Source organism: Pseudomonas sp. GM17 (genome assembly GCF_000282175.2).
Lineage (GTDB): Bacteria > Pseudomonadota > Gammaproteobacteria > Pseudomonadales > Pseudomonadaceae > Aquipseudomonas > Aquipseudomonas chlororaphis.
Genome location: NZ_CP124732.1, coordinates 2,251,369 through 2,272,781, shown reverse-complemented (window position 1 = coordinate 2,272,781; position 21,413 = coordinate 2,251,369). Strand labels below are relative to the sequence as shown.

The 21,413-nt window shown below is 62.0% G+C and carries 21 protein-coding genes and 2 pseudogenes; 13 read left to right on the top strand and 10 right to left on the bottom strand.

The window, feature by feature from the left end; genetic code table 11:
• Positions 1-8 precede the first annotated feature (8 nt).
• Together PMI20_RS10255 and PMI20_RS10250 are read right to left on the bottom strand one after the other, a co-directional pair.
• Positions 9-1,577 carry an APC family permease gene (locus tag PMI20_RS10255; RefSeq protein WP_007922737.1) on the bottom strand — a complete coding sequence of 523 codons (1,569 nt, stop codon included), beginning with the start codon at positions 1,575-1,577 and terminating at the stop codon, positions 9-11.
• 172 nt (positions 1,578-1,749) lie between these two features.
• The gene (locus PMI20_RS10250) at positions 1,750-2,670 is read right to left on the bottom strand and encodes a dihydrodipicolinate synthase family protein (protein ID WP_007922738.1); all 921 of its coding nucleotides are present in this window, start codon (positions 2,668-2,670) and stop codon (positions 1,750-1,752) included.
• Between the two features lie 305 nt (positions 2,671-2,975).
• Between PMI20_RS10250 and PMI20_RS10245 the strand changes: the two genes are divergently transcribed.
• From PMI20_RS10245 to PMI20_RS10225, 5 genes are all read left to right on the top strand, one after another.
• Positions 2,976-3,908, top strand: a complete 933-nt coding sequence (locus tag PMI20_RS10245) for a 4-hydroxyproline epimerase (protein WP_007922739.1) — start codon at positions 2,976-2,978, stop codon at positions 3,906-3,908.
• On the top strand, positions 3,905-5,038 hold the full coding sequence (locus PMI20_RS10240) for an NAD(P)/FAD-dependent oxidoreductase (protein ID WP_007922740.1): 1,134 nt from the start codon (positions 3,905-3,907) through the stop codon (positions 5,036-5,038). The genes PMI20_RS10245 and PMI20_RS10240 overlap by 4 nt, the downstream gene beginning before the upstream one ends.
• Positions 5,035-5,268 (top strand): 2Fe-2S iron-sulfur cluster-binding protein, encoded by a 234-nt coding sequence (locus PMI20_RS10235; RefSeq protein WP_007922741.1) that lies wholly within the window; start codon positions 5,035-5,037, stop codon positions 5,266-5,268. Before PMI20_RS10240 ends, PMI20_RS10235 begins: the two co-directional genes overlap by 4 nt.
• Positions 5,265-6,530 (top strand): NAD(P)/FAD-dependent oxidoreductase, encoded by a 1,266-nt coding sequence (locus PMI20_RS10230; RefSeq protein ID WP_007922742.1) that lies wholly within the window; start codon positions 5,265-5,267, stop codon positions 6,528-6,530. The genes PMI20_RS10235 and PMI20_RS10230 overlap by 4 nt, the downstream gene beginning before the upstream one ends.
• Before the next feature lie 112 nt (positions 6,531-6,642).
• On the top strand, positions 6,643-7,419 hold the full coding sequence (locus tag PMI20_RS10225) for an AraC family transcriptional regulator (RefSeq protein ID WP_007922747.1): 777 nt from the start codon (positions 6,643-6,645) through the stop codon (positions 7,417-7,419).
• Between the two features lie 24 nt (positions 7,420-7,443).
• Here PMI20_RS10225 and PMI20_RS10220 read toward each other — a convergent pair whose 3' ends face one another.
• Positions 7,444-8,217, bottom strand: coding sequence for a GNAT family N-acetyltransferase (locus PMI20_RS10220; RefSeq protein WP_007922749.1), 774 nt, complete (start codon positions 8,215-8,217; stop codon positions 7,444-7,446).
• A gap of 126 nt (positions 8,218-8,343) precedes the next feature.
• On the opposite strand from PMI20_RS10220, the pseudogene PMI20_RS10215 reads away from it, so the two are divergent.
• Both PMI20_RS10215 and PMI20_RS10210 read left to right on the top strand, forming a co-directional pair.
• Positions 8,344-8,519: pseudogene (locus PMI20_RS10215) on the top strand (AidA/PixA family protein); the annotation flags it as partial.
• Between the two features lie 265 nt (positions 8,520-8,784).
• Positions 8,785-9,651 carry a phosphotransferase gene (locus PMI20_RS10210; RefSeq protein WP_007922751.1) on the top strand — a complete coding sequence of 289 codons (867 nt, stop codon included), beginning with the start codon at positions 8,785-8,787 and terminating at the stop codon, positions 9,649-9,651.
• 116 nt (positions 9,652-9,767) lie between these two features.
• Here the strand turns inward: PMI20_RS10210 and PMI20_RS10205 are convergent, their stop codons facing one another.
• Positions 9,768-10,853 carry a type I restriction endonuclease gene (locus tag PMI20_RS10205; RefSeq protein WP_007922752.1) on the bottom strand — a complete coding sequence of 362 codons (1,086 nt, stop codon included), beginning with the start codon at positions 10,851-10,853 and terminating at the stop codon, positions 9,768-9,770.
• Positions 10,854-11,095: 242 nt separating this feature from the next.
• On the opposite strand from PMI20_RS10205, the gene PMI20_RS10200 reads away from it, so the two are divergent.
• Positions 11,096-11,494: a low affinity iron permease family protein gene (locus PMI20_RS10200; protein ID WP_007922754.1), complete on the top strand. Its 399-nt coding sequence runs from the start codon at positions 11,096-11,098 to the stop codon at positions 11,492-11,494.
• A 92-nt stretch (positions 11,495-11,586) separates the two neighbouring features.
• Here PMI20_RS10200 and PMI20_RS10195 read toward each other — a convergent pair.
• Positions 11,587-11,817, bottom strand: a pseudogene (locus tag PMI20_RS10195) (DUF4142 domain-containing protein); the annotation flags it as partial.
• A gap of 361 nt (positions 11,818-12,178) precedes the next feature.
• Here PMI20_RS10195 and PMI20_RS10190 point away from each other — a divergent pair.
• The 3 genes from PMI20_RS10190 to PMI20_RS10180 are packed head-to-tail and all read left to right on the top strand — an operon-like array spanning position 12,179 to position 15,170.
• Positions 12,179-13,567, top strand: coding sequence for a dTDP-4-dehydrorhamnose 3,5-epimerase family protein (locus PMI20_RS10190; RefSeq protein ID WP_238543413.1), 1,389 nt, complete (start codon positions 12,179-12,181; stop codon positions 13,565-13,567).
• A gap of 52 nt (positions 13,568-13,619) precedes the next feature.
• Complete coding sequence (locus tag PMI20_RS10185) at positions 13,620-13,892, top strand: hypothetical protein (protein WP_007923785.1); 273 nt, start codon at positions 13,620-13,622, stop codon at positions 13,890-13,892.
• 36 nt (positions 13,893-13,928) lie between these two features.
• Positions 13,929-15,170, top strand: a complete 1,242-nt coding sequence (locus tag PMI20_RS10180; RefSeq protein WP_007923787.1) for an MFS transporter — start codon at positions 13,929-13,931, stop codon at positions 15,168-15,170.
• Between the two features lie 16 nt (positions 15,171-15,186).
• Here PMI20_RS10180 and PMI20_RS10175 read toward each other — a convergent pair whose 3' ends face one another.
• The 4 genes from PMI20_RS10175 to fos form a co-directional block, all read right to left on the bottom strand.
• Positions 15,187-15,711: a DUF4142 domain-containing protein gene (locus tag PMI20_RS10175; protein ID WP_284172396.1), complete on the bottom strand. Its 525-nt coding sequence runs from the start codon at positions 15,709-15,711 to the stop codon at positions 15,187-15,189.
• A gap of 138 nt (positions 15,712-15,849) precedes the next feature.
• Positions 15,850-17,196 (bottom strand): sensor domain-containing diguanylate cyclase, encoded by a 1,347-nt coding sequence (locus PMI20_RS10170; RefSeq protein ID WP_007922228.1) that lies wholly within the window; start codon positions 17,194-17,196, stop codon positions 15,850-15,852.
• 110 nt (positions 17,197-17,306) lie between these two features.
• Positions 17,307-17,945, bottom strand: a complete 639-nt coding sequence (locus PMI20_RS10165; RefSeq protein WP_007922230.1) for a LysE family translocator — start codon at positions 17,943-17,945, stop codon at positions 17,307-17,309.
• A gap of 127 nt (positions 17,946-18,072) precedes the next feature.
• On the bottom strand, positions 18,073-18,489 hold the full coding sequence (fos, locus tag PMI20_RS10160; RefSeq protein ID WP_007922232.1) for a fosfomycin resistance glutathione transferase: 417 nt from the start codon (positions 18,487-18,489) through the stop codon (positions 18,073-18,075).
• A 135-nt stretch (positions 18,490-18,624) separates the two neighbouring features.
• Between fos and PMI20_RS10155 the strand changes: the two genes are divergently transcribed.
• Positions 18,625-18,834, top strand: a complete 210-nt coding sequence (locus PMI20_RS10155) for a CopG family ribbon-helix-helix protein (protein WP_037033910.1) — start codon at positions 18,625-18,627, stop codon at positions 18,832-18,834.
• Positions 18,835-19,002: 168 nt separating this feature from the next.
• Here the strand turns inward: PMI20_RS10155 and yiaY are convergent, their stop codons facing one another.
• Positions 19,003-20,151, bottom strand: a complete 1,149-nt coding sequence (gene yiaY / locus PMI20_RS10150; RefSeq protein WP_007922233.1) for an L-threonine dehydrogenase — start codon at positions 20,149-20,151, stop codon at positions 19,003-19,005.
• Positions 20,152-20,308: 157 nt separating this feature from the next.
• On the opposite strand from yiaY, the gene PMI20_RS10145 reads away from it, so the two are divergent.
• Entirely contained in the window at positions 20,309-21,328 is a 1,020-nt protein-coding gene (locus PMI20_RS10145; RefSeq protein WP_007922235.1) for a DUF4917 family protein, read from the top strand.
• Positions 21,329-21,413 lie beyond the last annotated feature (85 nt).

The window sequence follows — 21,413 nt, the reverse complement described above, 5'->3', positions numbered from 1 at the left end:
GTCCGTGCTCATTCGTCTGCCCCTTCCAACAGCAGCTTGCTGCCTGGCACCCCGGTGTTGGCGCCCCAGTAGTAAATGCACAGGGCCATGAGGGTGACGACCAGGGTGTCGTAGGGGTGAGTGAGCACACCGATCCCGCCGAAGCTGCCCAGGTAGGAAATGACCATGGTCAGGGCGTAAAAGGCGATCAGCCACAGGGACGAGCGCACCTGTTCGGTCAGGCTCAGGTGGTCGGTGGGCACCAGGCGCCTGCAGCCCAGGTAGATGACGAACATCAGGATCTGCAGGCCCAGCAGCCAAGACACCGTGCTCCAGCCGGACCAGTAGACGATCAGCGCGGCGATGACGAAGGACACCGGCCCCAACAGGCCGAAGCCACTGACCCGGAACGGCCGCGGCAGGTCCGGCGCACTCTTGCGCAGCGCCGCCACGCTGATCGGGGCAATCGCGTAACTCAGCACCAGGGCCGCCGACACCACATTGATCAGCGCTTCCCAGGACGGGAACGGCAAGGTCCAGAACACCGACAGGCCGAAGGTCAGCCACAGCGCCGGGCGCGGGATGCCGGACTGCTCGTCGATGCGAGTGAAGATCTTGAAGAAGGTCCCGGTCTTCGCCCAGCCGTACACCACCCGTGGCGTGGCGTTCATGTAGATGTTGCCGCAGCCGCTGGGGGAAATCACCGCGTCGGCCACCACCAGGTAGGCCAGCCAGCCGACGCCCAGGGTCAGGGCGATGTCGCGGTACGGCAGGGAGAATTGCTTGCTGATGCTGCTCCAGCCGTTGGCCAGCATGTCGGTGGGAATGCTGCCGAGGAACGCCAGTTGCAGCAGGCCGTAGATCAGGGTCGAGAGCAGGACCGAAAGGATCAGCGCGATGGGAATGGTGCGCTGTGGATTGCGCACTTCGCTGGCCACCGAAATGATCGGCGTCAGGCCCAGGTAGGCGAAGATGATGCCGCCGGCGGAGACCGCCATTTCGATGCCGGACAGCCCGAAGGGAGCAAAGCCCTGGACGTGGAAATTCTCCGCTTTGAAGAAGGTGAACAGCACGCCGATGACCAGCAGCGGCACGACGAACTTGAACAGGCTGATGAGGTTGTTGGACTTGGCGAAGGTCTTGACGCTGGAGTAGTTGAGCCAGAAGAACAGGCACAACAGGGCGAACTGCACCAGCCAGCCGAGCAGGGTCGGGTTGCTGTTGCCGGCATGGGTCAGCCCCGGAAACCAGGCCGCTGCGTATTGCCGCGCCGCCACCACTTCAATGGCCACCAGGCTGGAAAACGCGATCAACGTGATGAAGCCCATCAGGTAGCCCAGCAGCGGCCCATGGGAGAACACCGGATAACGCACCACCCCGCCCGCTCGCGGCAGGGCCGCGCCCAGTTCGCAATAGACGATGCCCAGCAGCAGGACGGCGAAACCGCCGAGCAGCCAGGAGAAGATCCCCGCCGGCCCGGCGATGGCCGAGACATGGCTGGCGGCGAACAACCAGCCGGAACCGAAGATCGCCCCCAGGCCGATGAAGGTGAGGTCAACCAGAGAGAGCTGTTTCTTGAATTTGCCTTGGCCTGACATAGGCGCGCCTTCTTATTGAGTTATTGGAGTAGGCAGATCGAATGTCGCGCCGGCCTCCTGCGAGCAGGCTGCCGACGGGGTGAAACACGGCACTGCGCGAGTGCCTGATGGTTCTTCTCGTGGACCAGGCCGCCCCCGCGAGCCACTGCGCGGGGGCGGTCTGTCGGCTGGCTTACAGACCGACGTCCGGCAACTGCGGACGCTCGGCCAGGGCCTTGGCGACTATCGCCTTGACCTCGGCCAGGGTCTCGCCCTGCAGGGCCAGGCGCGGCGGGCGGGTGATCGAGGAACCGCGACCGACCAGTTCCTCGCAGAGCTTGATGCACTGCACCAGGTCCGGACGCGCATCCAGGTGCAGCAGCGGCATGAACCAGCGGTACAGCGCCAGGGCTTCCTCGAAGCGTTTTTCCCTGGCCAGGCGGAACAGGGTTTCGCCCTCTTTCGGGAAGGCGTTGGACATCCCGGAGACCCAGCCTTCGGCGCCGACGGCGATGCTTTCCACTACCACGTCATCCAGGCCGGCGAACAGCACGAAGCGGTCGCCCACGGCATTGCGCAGATCGATGAAGCGCCGGGTGTCGCCGGAGGAGTCCTTGAAGCAGACGATGTTTTCGCAGTCCTGCAGGGCGATCAACACGTCCGGGGTGACGTCGTTTTTGTAGATCGGCGGGTTGTTGTAGACCATCACCGGCAGGTCGGTGCCGGTGGCAATGGCGCGAAAGTGCGCGGCGGTTTCATGGGACTTGGCCGAATACACCAGGGCCGGCATGACCATCACCCCGTCGACCCCGACCTTGGCCGCTTCGCGCACGGTGTTGCGGGCGAACTCGGTGGTGAACTCGGCGATCCCGGCGATCACCGGTACGCGGCCGCCGGCGGCGTCCTTGGCGACCTCGATCACCGAGAGTTTTTCCGCGGTGCTCAGCGAGGTGTTTTCGCCCACGGTGCCGCACACCACCAGGCCCGACACACCGTCGGCCACCAGATTGCGCATGACGCTGTGGGTGGCGTCCAGGTCCAGGGAAAAGTCGGGTTTGAACTGGGTGCTGACGGCAGGGAACACACCGCTCCAGTGGATGGCTTTACGGCTCATGGTCTTGTCCTTATGGGTTGAGTCGGTCGGGGCCGACAGGCGTTGGAAACGAAAAACAGATTCCGCCTTTCACCGCCTCGCAGCTTGAGGTTTTTCCCGCTCAAGCAAGACGAAATCGGCACATTTACCCAATCGCCCACCGACCTTTTCCGTCCATTGCGCCTCCTTCGACCTGCCTGAAATCTCCTGCACCAGCAGCCGCACCGCACACCTGTGCCGATTTCGTCATCCGCCGCAGAGAAAACCCACAAGCGATGCGGCCCTTTCCCGAGCCACTCTGTAGGCCTTTTCCGTCAGGTGCTGCCATGAAAAAAATAACCGTCATCGATTCACATACGGGGGGCGAGCCGACTCGCCTGGTTGTCGACGGCTTTCCCGACCTGGGCAACGGCTCGATGGCCGAACGGCTGGCGATCCTGCAAGCACGCCACGATCGCTGGCGCACGGCCTGCGTGCTGGAACCACGGGGCAGCGATGTGCTGGTGGGGGCCCTGCTGTGCGAACCCCAGGCGGCGGATGCCTGTGCCGGGGTGATCTTCTTCAACAACAGCGGTTACCTGGGCATGTGCGGCCACGGCACCATCGGCCTGGTGCGTTCGCTGTATCACCTGGGGCGCATCGAACCCGGCGTGCACCGCATCGAAACCCCGGTGGGCACCGTCAGCGCCACCCTGCACGACGACCTCTCGGTCAGCGTGCGCAACGTGCCGGCCTACCGATACCGCAGCGGCGTCGAACTGCAACTGCCCGGCCACGGCAAAGTCCGTGGCGATATCGCCTGGGGCGGCAACTGGTTCTTCCTGATCAGCGAGCATGGCCAGCGCATCGCCCTGGATAACGTCGAAGCCCTGACCCACTACACCTGGGCCGTGCGCGAAGCCCTGGAGACCGCCGGCATCAGCGGCGCCGACGATGGTGTGATCGACCATATCGAGCTGTTCGCCGACGACCCGCAGGCCGACAGCCGCAACTTCGTGCTGTGCCCCGGCAAGGCCTACGACCGCTCCCCCTGCGGCACCGGCACCAGCGCCAAGCTGGCCTGCCTGGCCGCCGACGGCAAACTCGCGCCCGGGGCGATTTGGCGTCAGGCCAGCGTGATCGGCAGCCAGTTCAGCGCCAGCTACGAGCAGGCAGGCGAGCAGGTCATCCCGACCATCCGCGGCACCGCCCACATCAGCGCCGAAGCCACCTTGCTGATCGAAGACAGCGATCCTTTCGGCTGGGGCATCGTCTCGTGAGCCAGCCGGCCGAAGCCGACGTCCTGGTGATTGGCGGCGGCATAGTCGGGGCCGCCTGCGCCCATGAAATGGCCCGCCGCGGCCTGCGGGTACGGGTGCTCGACAACGCCAGCGGCGGCGCCACCGGCGCGGGCATGGGCCACCTGGTGGCGATGGACGACAACCGCGCCGAACTGGCGCTGAGTCACTACTCCATCGGCCTGTGGAACCAGCTGCGCGCGCAACTGCCGGCCACCTGCGCCTACCGCAATTGCGGCACCCTGTGGCTGGCCGCGGACGCTGCGGAAATGGACCTGGCCCGGGCCAAGCAAATCAACCTGGCCCAGCACGGAGTGGCGGGCGAATTGCTCGACAGCGCGACCCTGGCTGCACTCGAACCTCTGTTGCGCAAAGGGCTTGGCGGCGCCCTGAAGATCCCCGGCGACGGCATTCTCTACGCCCCGGCCACCGCCCACTGGCTGTTGCACAACACGCCAGGGATCAGCTGCGAGCGGGCCACGGTCAGCGCCATCGCCGACCACCGCGTGGAGCTGGATGACGGCCGTGTGCTGCGTGCCGAGTACGTGGTGCTGGCCAACGGTCTGGCGGCGAAGAACCTGCTGCCGGAGTTGCCGCTGCGGCCGAAGAAAGGCCATTTGCTGATCACCGATCGTTACCCCCGGCAGGTGTCCCACCAACTGGTGGAACTGGGCTACGCCGCCAGCGCCCACGCCAGCAACGGCACCTCGGTGGCGTTCAATGTGCAGCCACGGCCGACCGGGCAATTGCTGATCGGCTCGTCCCGGCAGTTCGACAGCCTCGACCCGGCCATCGAGCCCGAAGTACTGACCCCAATGCTGCAACGGGCCGTGGCCTATCTGCCGGGGCTGGCGCAACTGAACGGCATCCGCGCCTGGACCGGCTTTCGCGCCGCCACCCCGGACGGCCTGCCGATCCTTGGCCAACATCCACGCCACACAGGCCTGTGGCTGGCGGTCGGGCATGAAGGCCTGGGCGTCACCACCGCCCCCGGCAGCGGCCGGCTGCTGACCCAATTGCTGCTCGGCGAACGGCCGGATATCGACGCCCAGGCCTATCGCCCCGAACGCTTCGCCGAGCTGACCGCCTCCCTGACTGGAACTGCCCCATGATCATTTACCTGGACCGTCAGGCGCTGACCGTGGGCGATGGCCTGAGCGTCGCCGCCGCCATCGCCGCCAGCGGCGACCCACGTACCCGAACCTCCTGCATCGGCCAGCCCCGGGCGCCCTTCTGCGGCATGGGCATCTGCCAGGAATGCCGCATGACCATCGACGGCCGGCGCCAACTGGCCTGCCAGACCCTGTGCCGCGAAGGCATGCACGTGGAGCGCACGCCATGAGTCAACAGCGCCTGAGCTGCGACATCCTTATCGTCGGCAGTGGCCCGGCCGGCCTCGCGGCGGCCCGGGCGGCGAGCCGCAGCGATCTCTCGATCATCCTGCTCGATGACAACCCGCGCCCCGGCGGCCAGATCTGGCGCAACGGGCCCGGCGTCACGCTCGCCGGCATCGCCCGCAACGCCTTGCAGGTGCTGGAGCATCCTCGGTTGCGTTACCTGCCGGGCACCCGGGTGGTGGCCGACGCCGGCGCCAATGCCCTGCTGCTGGAAAATGCCGAGCAGGCTTTGCTGGTCCGCTACCAGAGCCTGATCCTGTGCTGCGGCGCCCGCGAACTGCTGCTGCCCTTCCCCGGTTGGACCTTGCCCGGAGTGACGGGCGCCGGGGCTTTGCAAGCCCTGCTGAAAAACGGCCTGGCCGTGGCCGGCGAGCGCGTGGTCATCGCCGGCAGCGGGCCGTTGCTGCTGGCCAGCGCCGCCACCGCCCGCCAGGCCGGCGCCCGGGTCGAGGCGGTCCTGGAGCAGGCCCCGCTAGCCGCGCTGGCGACATTCGCCGCCGGGCTCTGGCGCTGGCCGGCCAAGCTCGGCCAGGCCGCCGGGCTGGCCACCACGGCCTATCGCTACAACGCCCATGTGCTCGAAGCCCTGGGCGAAGATCGCCTGCAAGCGGTGCGTATCCAGCAGGGCGAGCAGGTTCGGGAAATACCCTGCGAACGTCTCGCCTGCGGTTTTGGGCTGGTGCCCAACACCACCCTGGCCAGCCACCTCGGCTGCCAACTGCAGGCCAATGCCATTGCCGTGGATCGCTACCAGGCCACCAGCCTGGCCCAGGTCTACGCGGCCGGCGAATGCACCGGGGTCGGCGGCAGCGAACTGGCGAGGGTCGAAGGCGAGATCGCCGGGCTGGCCGCCAGCGGGCAGACCCGGGAGGCCATCGCACTGATCCAGCGTCGGGCCCATTGGCAGGTTTTCGCCGAGCGAGTGCGGGAAACCTTCGCCCTGCGACCCGCGCTTCTGCGCCTGTCGCGACCTGATACGCTGCTGTGCCGCTGCGAGGATGTGCCCTACGCCGAGGTAGCTGGCGAAGTGAGCTGGGCCGAGGCCAAACTGCACAGTCGCTGCGGCATGGGCGCCTGCCAGGGGCGAGTCTGCGCCACGGCGGCACAGGCCCTGTTCGGCTGGGCCGCGCCGACGCCACGAGCGCCCCTGGTGCCGGCGCGGATCGAAACCTTGCTGATGGAATCGCCGACACCCGGCGCGAAGTGAAGCGCAGACCGCTGCCACGGGCCGCCCGCCAACGGCGCCGCGCAATTCAAGGATGAGCCAGTAGACCCAAAGTCGCGGGGCGCGCCCCGCCCCACAACAAGAGCAGCCCTTGATGATCGATACCGCTCAGCTGCACCGCCTGCCCGAAGCCATCGCCAGCCAGGCGCCCGAGGATATTCACGGCCTGCTGGGCAGCATGGCCCTGGTGATCCCGCTGCTCGACACCCTGCCCAACGCGGTGTTTTTCATCAAGGACCTGCAGGCCCGCTACCTCACCGCCAACCTGACCCTGGCCCAGCGCTGCGGCTTCAAGAACGTCGCGCCGCTGCTGGGCAAGACCTCGGCCGAGGTGTTTCCCGCCGTGCTCGGCCCGGTCTATACCGAGCAGGACCAGCGCGTGCTGCGCCAGGGTGTCACCATCAAGGGCCAGCTGGAACTGCACTTGTACGGCAGCCGCGAACCCGGCTGGTGCCTGACCCACAAGCTGCCGCTGCACGGGCGCGACGGGCGGATCATCGGCATGGCCGGCATCTCCCTCGACCTGCAGGCCGCCCGCGACGCGCACCCGGCCTACCAACGCCTGGCCGCGGTGGACCGGCATATCCGCGAGCACTACAACGAAGCCATCCGCCTCGACGACCTGACCCATATCGCCGACCTGTCCATCGCCCAGCTGGAGCGCTACTGCAAACGCATCTTCCACCTCACCCCACGGCAGATGATTCACAAGGTGCGCCTGGAACACGCCTCGCGCCTGCTGCTCGGCGAACTGCCGATCACCGACGTCGCCCTGCAATGCGGCTACACCGACCACAGCGCCTTCAGCCGCCAGTTCAAGGCGCTGACCGGCGTCAGCCCACGGCAGTTCCGGCAGAACGCTGCGCATTGAGCGGAGTGTTTGCCCACCACCTGCTCATTCGCGGTAAAAGGTCGTGTACCCGAACAAAGTGTCGAACCCCGCCTTCCGGTAGATCGACAGCCCCTCCTGGGAGGCCTCCAGCACACACAGGCTCACCCCCTGTTTTTTCGCATACGCCAGCGCTTGTCGAATCAGTGCGCTGGCATAGCCCCGGCCCTGGTATTCGGGCCGGGTGCCGATATCATCCAGACGCGCCACCGCCTGCCCCAACGACAGGGTCAGCGAACTGACGGGCAGCGACTGCTCATATAGGGTGAAATGCATCAACGGCTGGCCGTTTTGCAGCGCCACCCGATGCCGGGCCAGGTATTGCCCCGCTCCCGCATCACCCGACTCGAAGGCACTTTCCACAGGATCGGCCCAATCCTCGAGCAGCTCATCGGTACAGCGAATGTCGAAGCTCACCGCCACATCCGGTGGCAATTCATGGACGCTCAGATCGACCCACATCGACGTGGTTCTATCGCCTTCCAACAAGTGCTGCTCCAGCAGCAGGTCACGGACCTGCGCCACCAGGTTATCGTGCACAACCACACAAAAAGGCAGCCCCGCGCGTTCAAGAAACCCGATGCCTGCAAGCACCCCCACGGCCAGGTCCGGCCCTGTTCGCTTGACGAACAGCAGGTTCAGACTGCTGGCGACAACACCCGTGCAGTACGCCGCAAGACTATCGTTAAAATGCCAGTTTTTTTGTGAAATGGCCGAGAAAAAAAGGTCCTCTGCCTGATGATAGAGAGCGACCGTACGGGACTGCGTAACGCTGGACATCGTGTTCACTCCTAATCTGCTCGCGCCCCCTGTGTCGCGCTCTTCAATCCACGGTAACCCCGAGTACCTGGGCCCTCCAGAAAAATTCTGTTTTAGAGTGTGAAGGTGTGTGTTCGTCGATAGAGCAACCTGATCCGCTGGCGCGAAACCAGCCTGTCGCAGAGCTTCGAAACCGCGGTGGTGTTCTACAGGTTCATCAGTGGCCAGGGCAACGGCCCCCCACTCCACGCAAGGCCACCGCCTGAATGGCGGTTCCCAACCCCAGCAACCCTTCGGTGCCCAGCTGTCAGAAAGTGGACAACTAACACGGGTCGTCCGAAATCCTGGCCTGCGGCAGGCAGAATGCCGCGCATTGACCCCGTCTACCGGCCTACTCGGTCCAACCCCGGCCAAAACAGGCTGTGGCCGGCCAGAGGTCCTTTTCCCTCGCAAGGGCACAGAAGGCACCCGGATGAATTTCGTGAACGCCAGGACTTGCGATGAATTATGATGCGCGCCCTTTCGGCTCGCGTTTCAGCGCAGGCTCACAGCGCCCCCTCGTTCGTAATCCCAGGTCAGGAACCCTACATGCTTCACCTCAGGAGCTTCACCCGAACGCTGCATCGACAGCAGATCGATGGCGTGACCTTCCATTTCGAGCCATCCCATCGGCACGAACTGGACCCGCTGATACGGCGTTTTCTGGCCAAGCCCGAGCAATATCCCACGCTGGATATTCCGGAAGACACCCGGGGCGTGTTCCTGCTCGAAGGCGAACGCCAATGGGTGCTCAAGCGCAACCGCCTGACTCACTGGAAAAAGCAGCTGCAGAACTTCCTCGGCCTCAAGCGCAGCTTCGGCCTGCACGACCTGACCAATGAATTCATCAACCTGTCGGTGGTATCGGGCAAATCCGCCCTCTCGCCCCAGGTCTCGGCGTTTGGCTACAAGGGGCGTTTTCCGTTCCTGCGCGAAGAGTACTTGCTGGTGGGTTTCTGGGCGAATCATTGCAGCGTCGACGACCGCCTGCTGGCCCATCCCGAGCAGGCTGAAACCCTGTTGTCGGCGATCTTCCGGCTGTTCGGCCAGATGCTCGACGACGACTTCGTGCACATGGACCCCCACCCGAAAAACATTCTGCTCGCCGCCGATGGCCACCTGCGCCTGATCGACTTCGAGTGCTGCGCCCACTCGGTACTCCACCGCGACTTCAGCCTGGGTTTCCTGCTGGGTTACTTCTACCGCTTCTGGTTCCGGCGCTTCATCGCGCAGCAGGATTACGACCGACTTTGCGAGGCGTACCTGAACACGGAGCACCCCAACCTGGATCGCACCGTCTTCCAGCCGGTGTACCGGCGCTTTCGAGACCAAACCGTCTCACGCAGCACGCGCTACCGCATCCTCACCTGCGCCCGGGCACAAGCGGCGTTCCAGCGCGAAATCAGCCGCCCCTGAGGCCAATCCGCTACCCCGCCCATACCGCTCTCGACAAGCGAAGGCGGGGAGTGAATCAGGCAAAAAAAAACCGGCGTAGCCCGCCGGTTTTTTTAACTCGTACCCAATGCAGATTCCTAGTCGTAATACCCAACGGTTTTTTTCAGGTGATCGGAATACTCGTAGATTTCATCGACAGAGCTGATCGGATGACGTGTCTCATTCTTTTCCTCGTCAAAAATCCCGATGTACTTTTGTGAACGGTTGAAATGCAGGCGGCAAATCGGTTTTCGGTTGTTGTCGTCGAGCAAGATACCGAAGTAACTCTGAGTGTCCCTCTGAACGATTCGCTTGGCATCGACCACGGAGCGAACCACCGCACGTACGATGTGATAGCCCTCAAGCTCCTCCAACGTCGTCAGCACCTTATCGTCCGCTGCCTCCACATCATCGTTATCGGCACTCCCCACTCCGGAAGCGGAGGCAACCGAAAGAGACGGCTGGATAGCACCACTCATTGCAGACTTGAGACGATCATTGATTTGATCATTGAGAAATTGTCCCACCGCTTTTCGAGTCAGCTCATAAAACTGCTCACGGACTTTTTGGGTAATCACTCCGTCGTATACCCGCGATGCAAAGACTTTGACGAAGTCATCGTCTGGCTTACTAACTTGAGAAGCGATGACTTTTTTGATCTGGCTGACGTACTTCAGCTCACCTGCCGCGCTGATAATCGACTCCACATCAAAAGACGACTTCGTCAGCTTGGTCAGTTCTGGTACCGAATACTCGTCGATATCGAGCAGATCCAGTTCAAGGAAAGGTTTCTCATCCATTTTGTTGGGAGCATCCAGGTCGGTGAAAAACTTATAAACCTGGCCGTTGGTAAGGATGGAAATCCGCGCGCTGGTGACATGGAAGTAACGAAACAATTGCGACGCATGATTGATATGCAACGGCTCGCCGATCTTCTTGCACTCGATGAGGATCTGGACCTCCCCTTCCTTCATGATCGCGTAATCGATCTTCTCGCCCTTCTTGGTTCCTATATCGCAGACAAACTCTGGCGTCACCTCCGTCGGATCGAATACGTCATAGCCCAACACCGTGCTGATGAAGGGCATGACAAAAGCATTTTTTGTCGCTTCCTCCGTCTGAATGGCTGCTCCCTGCAGACGTACCTTGGCAGCAAGACTGGTTAACTTCTCGAAAAATTCCATGAGTGGCCTCTTACCTGTTCCGATCCATGTATGAGCGTGGTGGCAAATTGACTGCCATTGATACTAGACACAAACCGCCACAAAGAAAGATTCCTCCTATCCTGGAAAGAACGCCGGGAGAGGATCCCTGGCGACCGAACGGATGCAGCCCCTGACTGCAGCCAGAGGGCCAATCATAAAAAGAATTTTCCCTCTACCGCCGCTGTCTGAATTTCAGATGCCGCCGCACAGGGGAAACGACAATGAAATTCGCCAAACTCTCGCAGAAGCTGTCGCTGTGGGCCGGCAGTCCGGGGACCTTTCTGATCGCGCTGGCATTGATTGCAATCTGGGGCATGAGCAGGCCGGTCTTTGGTTTTAACAATACCTGGCAGCTGATCATCAATACCTCCACCACCATCATCACCTTCCTGATGGTGTTCCTGATCCAGAACACCCAGAACCGCGACAACGACATCCTGCACTTGAAGATCGACGAACTGCTGCGCGCCACCAAGGATGCGCACAATGCGTTGCTGAGCCTGGATGGGCTGGATCTCAAGCAGTTGGAGAAGCTGCGGCAGGAATACAAGGAAATCGGCGAGGGCGAGCCCTTGAAGCTGGATGAACTACCGCCGGAGCAACAGCAGAAGCCGAGTTGAATCGATGCTGAAAATGCCAGGGAGAGACGGCGACACCGGACGCGGTGCGCCTTCAGGTTAGGCCAGAAGGCGCATCGGTGGTGGGACGGCACTCAGCCGTCCAACTGATCCAGAGGTCGGCCAGCCTTGAGGGCCTTGGCCATTTGCAGGTGATTGCGCAGTTTCGGCAGGGTCTCTTCGGCGAAGGCCTTGAGTTCGGGGACCTCGGTGATTTCGGCCTGTTGCTGGATCTGTTCGATGGCTTCTTCGGTGGCCTTGACCTGGCTCTCGGCATAGGCGGCATCGAAGGCTTCGCCTTTCGGAAACTCGGGGATCAAGGACTTACCGCGCAGGACCGGCGCGTGCTGCGCCAGGGCATCTCCCTCGACCTGCAGGCCGCCAGTTCAAGGCGCTGACCGGCGTCAGCCCACGGCAGTTCCGGCAGAACGCCGCGCACTGACCTGGACAGCCCGCGGGCTGAAGTCTTATCGGATGAAGGAATATGCTGGGATGGAAACCGGATATTGTCTGAGGAAAAGAAGTTTGTTTCCTTCATCTGTCCATTCTCTTGAGCGACCCACTTTGGTTCGATCTAAGCACTTAACAAAAGAACATATACTAGATCTTAAACATTCAGATCTATAACTTAATGTTCCATATGATTTTTATGATTCGCACTATTTTTGTGCCGCTGCGCACCATAAGATGGCGATCAGAAAACTCATAAACCTCACAAAGAAATTTATTGACAAGCCTTCATCAGACAAGCACTTTCTCAGCACCACAGCCGTTCACATAAACAACACCGAAGACGTCAGGACAGACGCTGGTGCAGATACGTTTTTTCTGTCGAAAGAGGGATCTATGTTCGAGGAAATTGGCAACGATACTCATCAGGCCGACTTTTTAATTCCAGGCCTCAGGTTCGAAAAGAACTCCGTCAGTAATACCTATGCTGGAAATGGCTGGTTCAGTCGAAAACTAATGTCCAGCAAGGGGCCGCTCATATCGGACTTCGTCACTCATGAACCAGACTTCAGTTATTCCACCTATGGCATACATGTCGGCCAGGACGATCGCCTGACATTCATGGGGGACAACGGCAAGAAAATAGAAGGTTATTTTGTCGATTGCCGAGAAGGCAGCCCTAGCTTCCATCAAATTGTCCAACTCAGATTCTCGCCAAGCCTGTATCGACACTTGGTCATTCCACGAGGCGTGGCTCATACCTTCGATAACCTGGAATACATTGTCACCCGGGACGAACCAATCTGGCACTCGGATCAAGACAATACAGCATGGAACCTGGACAACGATCTTGTTTCAGTTCCGCGCACTACGGAACTTGCAAAGTTTCCAATGATCAAGGCCAACCGATATCGCTTGCCCGATGAAGCCCATCGTTTTCTTTCGAAGATTTCCCAGTCTTTGCTGGAGAACCCCAAGTCCTATCTGGCTCGATATCCGGTAACCATCCGCGGTACCGAACAGTATGTGATGTTCGAGCCCAAGACCTGGTCGGACGATGCCCACAGCGTCGCTGAACGGCTTACGGACGAGGAGTTCTGCGGCGTACGGATAAAACGCAACCGCTATGCCCTGACTGGCGCCAGGTCCTATACGCTGGTGCCCAATACCGCCTCCTGCGTGGCCGACGTCCTGGTGCTTCCAGCGTCCGTTCCGGGCACTCCTCACCAGTATTACTGGCACGCCAGAACGAAAAAGACCTATACCTTCCTCAATAATCAGGAACTGCAAATTGACTTGAGCCTAATTGATCTCAGGCATGACTCCGCCACTTACGGCCAGCACAAGTCTCTCCAGATCATTTGTGACCCACGCACCAGCATTCATATTGAGCAAGGTATTGCCTACACGTTCCATTGCAGTAAACCGACATTGGTTCGTTGTGAACATGAAGTCTTCGTCAGTCAGAACGAGCCGCGCTCGGACATTCCCATGTTCGGCCAGGATTTGATTCCATTCGCTGTCGACCAGCCTTATCCAAATATCAAACTACCTGATATGCGTTGCCCGGACATCCTGCTGTACAAGATGGCCAAGTTCGAGCAGCAGACACTGAAAGTAACTTAGTTTTTGGGGTGTGCACCCAAGTTGCAAACTTACTGACATCATGGAGATTCACATGAAAGCAACTCAAGAAGCAGTATCCTGGAAAGAAGAGCTGGCTGACCTGGTTGGCTCGGCTCAAAACGCAGAAGAGTCTCTGGCTCTCGCCGCGTTCGAGAAAGCCCTGTCTCCTTACCTGCAAGAACCTGGAGCACTGCGTACACTCCTGGGCAAGATACAAGCCATGGAAATTGTTGCGCTGGATAGCCTTACGGCCAAAAAGGAGTTCAACAGCATAGAAGAGCTCCAATCGTTCTTGCCTGCCAATATCAAAGCCCTGGCTGCGTGATACCGGGCATATAAAAATTTAACGGATTAAATTTCTGTGCACACCTCTTTCAATTCAACGGCGCGATCAGTCTGGTCCTTTGTGGCCTTGGGGGTATTACTCATACTTTCCGAAGCCATCTACGACCTGGTATTCGCCAACCTTGCCTACTCCATCAGCGGAACAACGCTGGCCGTTACCACCACCTACGCCATCGGCTATAGCGCTGAAATACTCGTGACCTTGCTAGGCGCGGGTTTTATCGATCGTTTCAACAAATGGAAACTGTTCATTGCCACGCAACTGGTAAACATCGCGGTGTTTGCCCTGGCCATTCCTGTCCTCAGGATCTATGACAGCTCCGTGGAGTGGGTGTGGTTTTTTGCCTTCTTCGTCGACCTGATCCATCAGTACTCACGGCTGATCCTGTTTGCCTTGATCCCGTTCCTTTTCACTGCTGGCGACATCCCCAGAATCAACGGCCTGCTCGCCACCTTCAATGGCGTCGCCAGGACCCTGGGGCCGGTCATCGGGGCCCTGGTCATTTTCAACGTCGGCTTGTCGATCTCACTACTGGCCTCCATTGCCTTCATGCTGGCCGCGCTCGCCTTGACGATCAGCCTGAGTGCCTTGAATGGGCAAACCTCGCCCCTCGATATTGCCAGCACCTCGTTTGCCCAACGCTTCCAGGAAAGTGTCACCGGCGCTTCGAGAGCCACCATCGATCTATTGCGCGCTCCACGTTGGCGCTATTTCCTCGCCTCTTATGCCACCTGCCTGCTGGTGGTCAGCGTGCTGGCGCTCCTGTGGGTCCCCCTGCTGCGGGGCTTTCATGGGTTTTCCGAAGTGCAGACCGGCTACCTGTTCTCCGTTGGAGCGGCAGGTGCCATAGCCGGCGGACTCGCCTTGCGCGCCAGTGGCCAGGCCTCCCGGGTGCCGGGCACGATATTGCTGTCGCACCTGATCATGATCTCGGGGGTCTGCATCACGTTATGCCTGCGCGGCAATATCTGGCTCGCGGGCACCGGCATGTTCGTATTCCAGTTCGGTACCACACTGTATTTCCGTACCACTGCCAGTGCCATCCAGCTCACCGTGCCCAAGGAAATCATTGGTAGCTGGTATGGCTCGATAGACTTCATCAGCCGCTTTGCCGGGCTCGTGGGCATTCTGTTGGCAGGCTGGGCCTACGACAGGCTCGGAACCTACGCCATCTACTCGATACTCTTACTCTTGCTGGCACTGAGCAGCTTCAACTGGCGCGGCAGTCGCCAGGCTCGCTGGCTGGTCAATACCTGAGGCGGCACACCGCCGCTCAACCATCCAACTGATCCAGGGCCCGGCCAGCCTTGAGGGCCTTGGCCATTTGCAGGTGATTGCGCAGTTTCGGCAGGGTCTCTTCGGCGAAGGCCTTGAGTTCGGGGACCTCGGTGATTTCGGCCTGTTGCTGGATCTGTTCGATGGCTTCTTCGGTGGCCTTGACCTGGCTCTCGGCATAAGCGGCATCGAAGGTTTCGCCTTCCGGAACCTCGGGGATCAGCGCCTTGGCCTTGTTGATCACTTCTTCCCGGGGCGCCACGGGCAGGTCGAGTTTCCTGGCGATTTTAGCCAGGTGCTGGTTGGCGGTGGTGCGGTCGTTGATGACCACGATGGTGTAGTCCTTGACCGCCTTGGAAGAGGTCTTCTGGTGGGCCAGGCGACTGGCCTCGATGTCGGCCATGCCCTTGGCCGAGGCGTCATCGATAAACTCCGCGGGGGACTGGGCGAATGCCGCGCTGGCGCTCAGGCCGAGCAGCAGCGCGAGGCAGGTGCGGGACAGATGGGTGGCCATGAAGCTCATGGTATCGGCCTCCTTTGATCAGTTGACGGCGCACGGCGCCTGCACAGAGTGAGAGCTTTCAGGCCATCGAAGGTTTGAAAAAGTTGCATCGGCCACGACGAACGGTTGGCAAAAAAACGCCCTGATCGGCCGTTTCTTTCAGGCCCGGGACGGGCTCCGCTGGGCGCGTTTGGCCGCGTACATCGCCTCGTCGGCGTGCTTGAACAGCTGCTTTTCGTCATGGCCGTGTTCGGGGAACAGGCCGATGCCGATGCTCGGCAGAATGCTCAACTGATGGCCATCCAGGCGCAGCGGCTCGTCGAGCGCCCGGCGAATCTTTCCGGCGACGATGCCGGCATCTTCCGCATGCTGGATACAGTCGAGCAGCACCACGAACTCATCGCCACCGATCCGCGCCACGGTGTCGCTCTCGCGCACGCAGGCCTTGAGCCGGTTGGCCACCGCCTGCAACAGCATGTCGCCGACGGCGTGGCCAAGTGTGTCGTTGACCTGTTTGAACCGGTCCAGGTCGACGTAGAGCAAGGCCATGCGCCCGGACTCGCGACGAGCACGGGCCAGGGCACTGCGCAGGCGCTCGCGGAGCAATTCGCGGTTGGGCAACTGGGTCAGCTGGTCGTACTGGGCCATGTACTGCAGGCGCGCATGCAGCTGCTTGCGCTCGATGGCGGTGGCGAGCTGGGCGCAGACGTATTGCAGCAGCTCCTTGTCCTGCTCGGTGTATCGCTCGTCGCCCGGCGCGCTCTTGACGATCAGCGCGCCGATGGTGCCTTTCTGCGAATTGAGTGGCACACCGAGCCAGCAGGGTGAGTACGGGGCGGCGGCATCCGACAGCGGGGACAGCGGCCCATAATTGCCGGGAGTCAGCAGCAACGGCTGGCCACTGCGGATCACCTCGGTGCACAGGCTGCCGGTCAGCGTGCCCGGCTGCTCCGGACAACGCTCGCGGTCGTCGACGTGATAGGGAAAGCTCAGCGCCTGGCATTGCTCGTCGTACAGCGCGACGGAGAAATTCAGCGCCGGCAGCCATTCACCGATGATCCGGTGCACGCGCCGGAACAACGCCAGCAGGTCCTCGGTGGCATGGGCCGCTTCGGAAATCGCATACAGCGCCGCCTGCCGCGACTCGGCCTGCTTGCGCTCGGTGATGTCGCGGGCCACGGCGATGCGCAGCTGGTCGACCTCGGACCAGCGCGCCGACCAGAGGATATGCGCGACCTGCCCGTCCTTGCGCAGGTAACGGTTCTCGAAGTTGGGCATGGGTTCGCCAGCCATGATCCGCTCGGCGGCCTGCAGCGTGCGCAGGCGGTCCGCGGGGTGCACCAGCTCGATCATGCGCCGGCCGACCAGTTCGTCCGGCGTATAACCGAAAATCCGCTCGCAGGCGGCGCTGACAAAGACAAAACGACCCTCCACATCCACCGCACAGACGGCGTCCAGCAGAAGGTCGATGAAACTGGCCAGGGGCGCGGAGTTGTTGGTTGCCATCAGGGAACGACACTGCCTGTGAAGATAAAGCGCCGAGTATCAATCCCTGGTTCTGGCAGCGGCGCAGGGCCGCTGCTGGTCCGTGGCTGTCGCAACCTTGCGGACAGCCTTTATGCCTTGTTCGCCAGCAATCCCGGAACGGCATGCAGCAAGGCGTTGATGGCAAACCCGATGAACATCACGCCGCAAAGCCGGGTGATCGCCAGTTCGTGGCGCTGATACAGGGTCCGCACCCGCCGCGCACCGACGATGCCAATCAGAATAGCGTATGCGCCGATGCCGCCGAGGAAACTGAGGAAGATCAGCCAGGGCAGCATCGACCAGTTGAGCAGCTCGGCACGACTGGACAGCAGCGCGGTGAAAGTCGCCACGGCCACCGGGTACGCCTTGGGGTTGGTCAGGCCGAACAGGATGCCGTGCCAGAACGGCTGGCGCGCCGGGCCCTGGGGTTCCTGCCCGTTGCTGCGCTGGCTGCGGATCGCCCGCAGGCCGAGCCAGAACAGATAAAGGCCGCTGAGCACGCCGAGCACATCGAAGGCGCTGCTGCCGATCTCCTTCGCGCCGACGATGGCGATCAGCGCGGTGCTGCACCAGATCACGTCGCCCAGCAGATGCCCGCAGAGAAAGCCGGCCCCGGCGCGCCGCCCGCGCGCCGCGCCGATACCGAAGACCGCCAGCACGCCCGGCCCGGGAGTAATGCCGTAGATAAATCCCGAGGCGAGAACGGCCAGTAACAGCGAAGAAGTCATGCCACACTCCGAAGCGCCGAAGGTGGCGCGGTTTTGATCGCAGGATTCTGCCGGCTTGCGCGCCCCCGCACCACCCCACAATGGTCGCCATAACGACAGCCAGCCGTCTTGAAGCGGCGGCGAGCGGTCATTCGTCGGTAAAGATCGTCATCCCGGCATAGGGCTGCTGCCGGCAGGCGCGCAAACGCGAGGCCAGATCGCCGACATGGGCTTCCAGCTGGTGGCCGTCGGGGTCGAGGAAATAGAACGAGGCGCCTTCGCTGCGGTTGTCGCGCCACTCCCGTACGCCAGCAGCCCGCAGGCGCTGGACGAACGCCAGGAAATGCCCGGCCTCGATGCTGAAGGCATAGTGGGTGTAGTCCGGCACTTCGGCCAAGCGGCGCGACGGGTCCAGCGACAGGCACAACCACAGGCCCGGCAGCGACAGATAGGCGCCGCTGTCCCAACTGGCGTCCAGGTGCAGGCCCAGCAGGTCGTGGTAGAACCCCAGGCTGCGGTTCAGGTCGGTCACGGCGAGGGTCAGATGGTTGAGGCCGGTCAGCATGCAAAGTCCTTGTAAGAGGAAGGTCCTGAATCGTCTTGAATCAAAGCAGCGCTCGCACTGGACGAATGGCTCTGGCGGCAAGCCTCGGGTGGCGATGTAGTGTGCTGCATCACAAACCACTACATCGAGATCACCCTGTCCGTCATGTCCTTGCGCCTGCCCGATGATGTTGCCAGTTCCCTGGCTCACTTGGCCAAGGCGACAGGCCGCAGCAAGTCATTCCTCGCTGTGGATGCTCTGAGAGAATATCTGGCCCGCGAAGCCTGGCAAATCGACGAGATCCAGAAAGCCCTGACTGAAGCAGAGGCAGGCGACTTCGCCTGGTCCCCAATCGTCCTTACCTGATCCCCTACCGCGTACGTCAGGGACGCCTGCAGATACTGCGGATTTCCATACCCGGCGCTTGCCGCCTGCCGGTTGGCAAGGCGACCGCCAATAGCTCGTGCATTGGGGCCAGCGGCGGCGCGCCCAGGACAGCAAGGGCCCGAGCGCGCGATAGAACATCTGTAGGTATCAGAACGCGCTACGGAAGATTTCCTCGATCTGACGCTGGTCGGCGGTGCGTGGGTTGGTCAGGCCGCAGGCGTCTTTCAGGGCGTTGGCGGCCAGGACCGGAATGTCCGTCAGCTTGGCGCCCAGGTCACGCAAGCCGCTGGGGATCTCGACATCCCGGGCCAGGCCGCGAATGGCGCTGATGGCTGCCTGCGCGCCCTCCTCCGGGCTGAAGCCACGAATGTCCGCGCCCATGGCGTGGGCCACGTCGGTCAGGCGTCCGGCGCAGACCATGGCATTGAAACTCTGCACATGGGGCAGCAGCACGGCGTTGCACACACCGTGGGGCAAATCGTAGAAACCGCCCAGCTGGTGCGCCATGGCATGCACGAAACCCAGCGACGCATTGTTGAAGGCCATGCCGGCGAGGAACTGGGCGTAGGCCATGTTTTCCCGGGCGACCAGGTCGCTGCCGTCGTGCACCGCCTGGCGCAGGTTCTGGCTGATCATGGTCATGGCTTTCAGCGCGCAGGCATCGGTAATCGGGTTGGCCGCGGTGGACACATAGGCTTCGATTGCGTGGGTCAGCGCGTCCATGCCAGTGGCGGCGGTCAGGCCCTTGGGCATGGCGACCATCAGCGCCGGGTCGTTGACCGACAGCAGCGGCGTGACGTTACGGTCGACGATGGCCATTTTCACGTGGCGCTGCTCGTCGGTGATGATGCAGAAACGGGTCATTTCACTGGCGGTGCCGGCGGTGGTGTTGATCGCGATCAGCGGCAGTTGCGGCTTGGCCGAGCGGTCGACGCCCTCGTAGTCGCGGATATGCCCGCCATTGGTGGCGCACAGGGCGATGCCCTTGGCGCAGTCATGGGGCGAACCGCCGCCGAGGGAGACCACGAAGTCGCAGCTGCTCTGCTGCAATTGCGCCAGGCCCTTCTCGACGTTGCCGATGCTCGGGTTGGGCTTGGCGCCGTCGAAGATCACCGAATCGATGTCCTGCATCGCCAGTTTCTCGGCAATCATCCCGGCCACCCCGGCCTTGGCCAGGCCGGCGTCGGTGACGATCAGCGCCTTGCGAAAACCGTAGTTGCGAATCGCGACCATGGCCTCGTCGAGACAGTCGATACCCATGATGTTCACGGCGGGAATGAAAAAAGTGCTGCTCATGGCGCGTCCTCCAGGCTGGGATTGGATCAGCCGTGCCGATCCGGCAAATGCGCACAGGATCGACCCATCGGTCACGCGCGTTGTTGATCTGGCTCAAGGGTCGGTCGTGATAAAGTCGGCGCCCTGTACACCTTCTGCCTTGAGACGACGAACCGCGATGATGGATTTCCAGGAATTTGATGCCGACCTTGAAGACTGGAACGCCTTGCGCGCCAGCACGCCGATCACCGGCCTGCTGATCGGCAACGGCGCCAGCCGCGCGGTGTGGGAAGACTTCGCCTACGATTCGCTGTTCGAGAACGCCCGCACCGTCGAAGAAAAGCCCCTGAGCCCCTCCGAGCTGAGCGTGTTCGAAGCCCAGCAGACCCGCAGTTTCGAACAGGTGCTGGGCGCGCTGAAGACCACCAGCCGGGTCAACAAGGCCCTGGCCGTCAGCTCCGCGGCGCCGCGCAATCGCTACTACGCAATCAAGGAAGCGCTGATCAATACCGTGCACGCGGTGCACATTCCGTGGCGCCTGGTACAGCCGGCGACGCTGTCGCAGATCAACCAGGAACTGCGCCGCTACCGCACGGTGTTCACCAGCAACTACGACCTGCTCAACTACTGGGCGATCCAGCACGATGCCCAGGGCATCGACGACCTGTTCCAGGGCGCCGACCCGAGCTTCGACATCAGCCAGACCGCCAGCGAACGGACCCGCGTGCTGTACCTGCACGGCGGCCTGCATCTGGTGCGCAACCAGGACGGCACCGCGCGCAAGCTGGGTTCCACCGAAGGCACGCTGCTGGGCAACTTCGCCATCAACAACACCCTGAAGACCCTCGACGATGTGCCGCTGTTCGTCAGCGAGGGCCCAGTGGCGGACAAGCTCAAGACCATTCGCGGCAGCGACTACCTGTCGTTCTGCTACCAGCAGTTGCTGAATCACAGCGACGCGCTGTGCATCTTCGGCCACGACCTCGGCTCCCAGGACAGCCACCTGGTGAGCGCCATCCGCCAGTCCAAAGTGCGGACCCTGGCGATCTCGATCCAGCCGCGCAGCAAGGCCTTCATCCAGAACCAGAAGCGGCGCTACGCCAAGCTGTTCGCGGGGATGGAAGTGACGCTGCGCTTCTTCGATTCGAAGAGCCATGCGCTGGGCGATCCTGCGCTGTCGGTGCCGGTCGAGCGCTGAAAGATCGCGGGCAGGCGTCTGCGGAGCGCCACCTCTGTAGCCGCTGCCGAGCCCGCGAGGCTGCGATCGACCCCGAAGGGGGCGC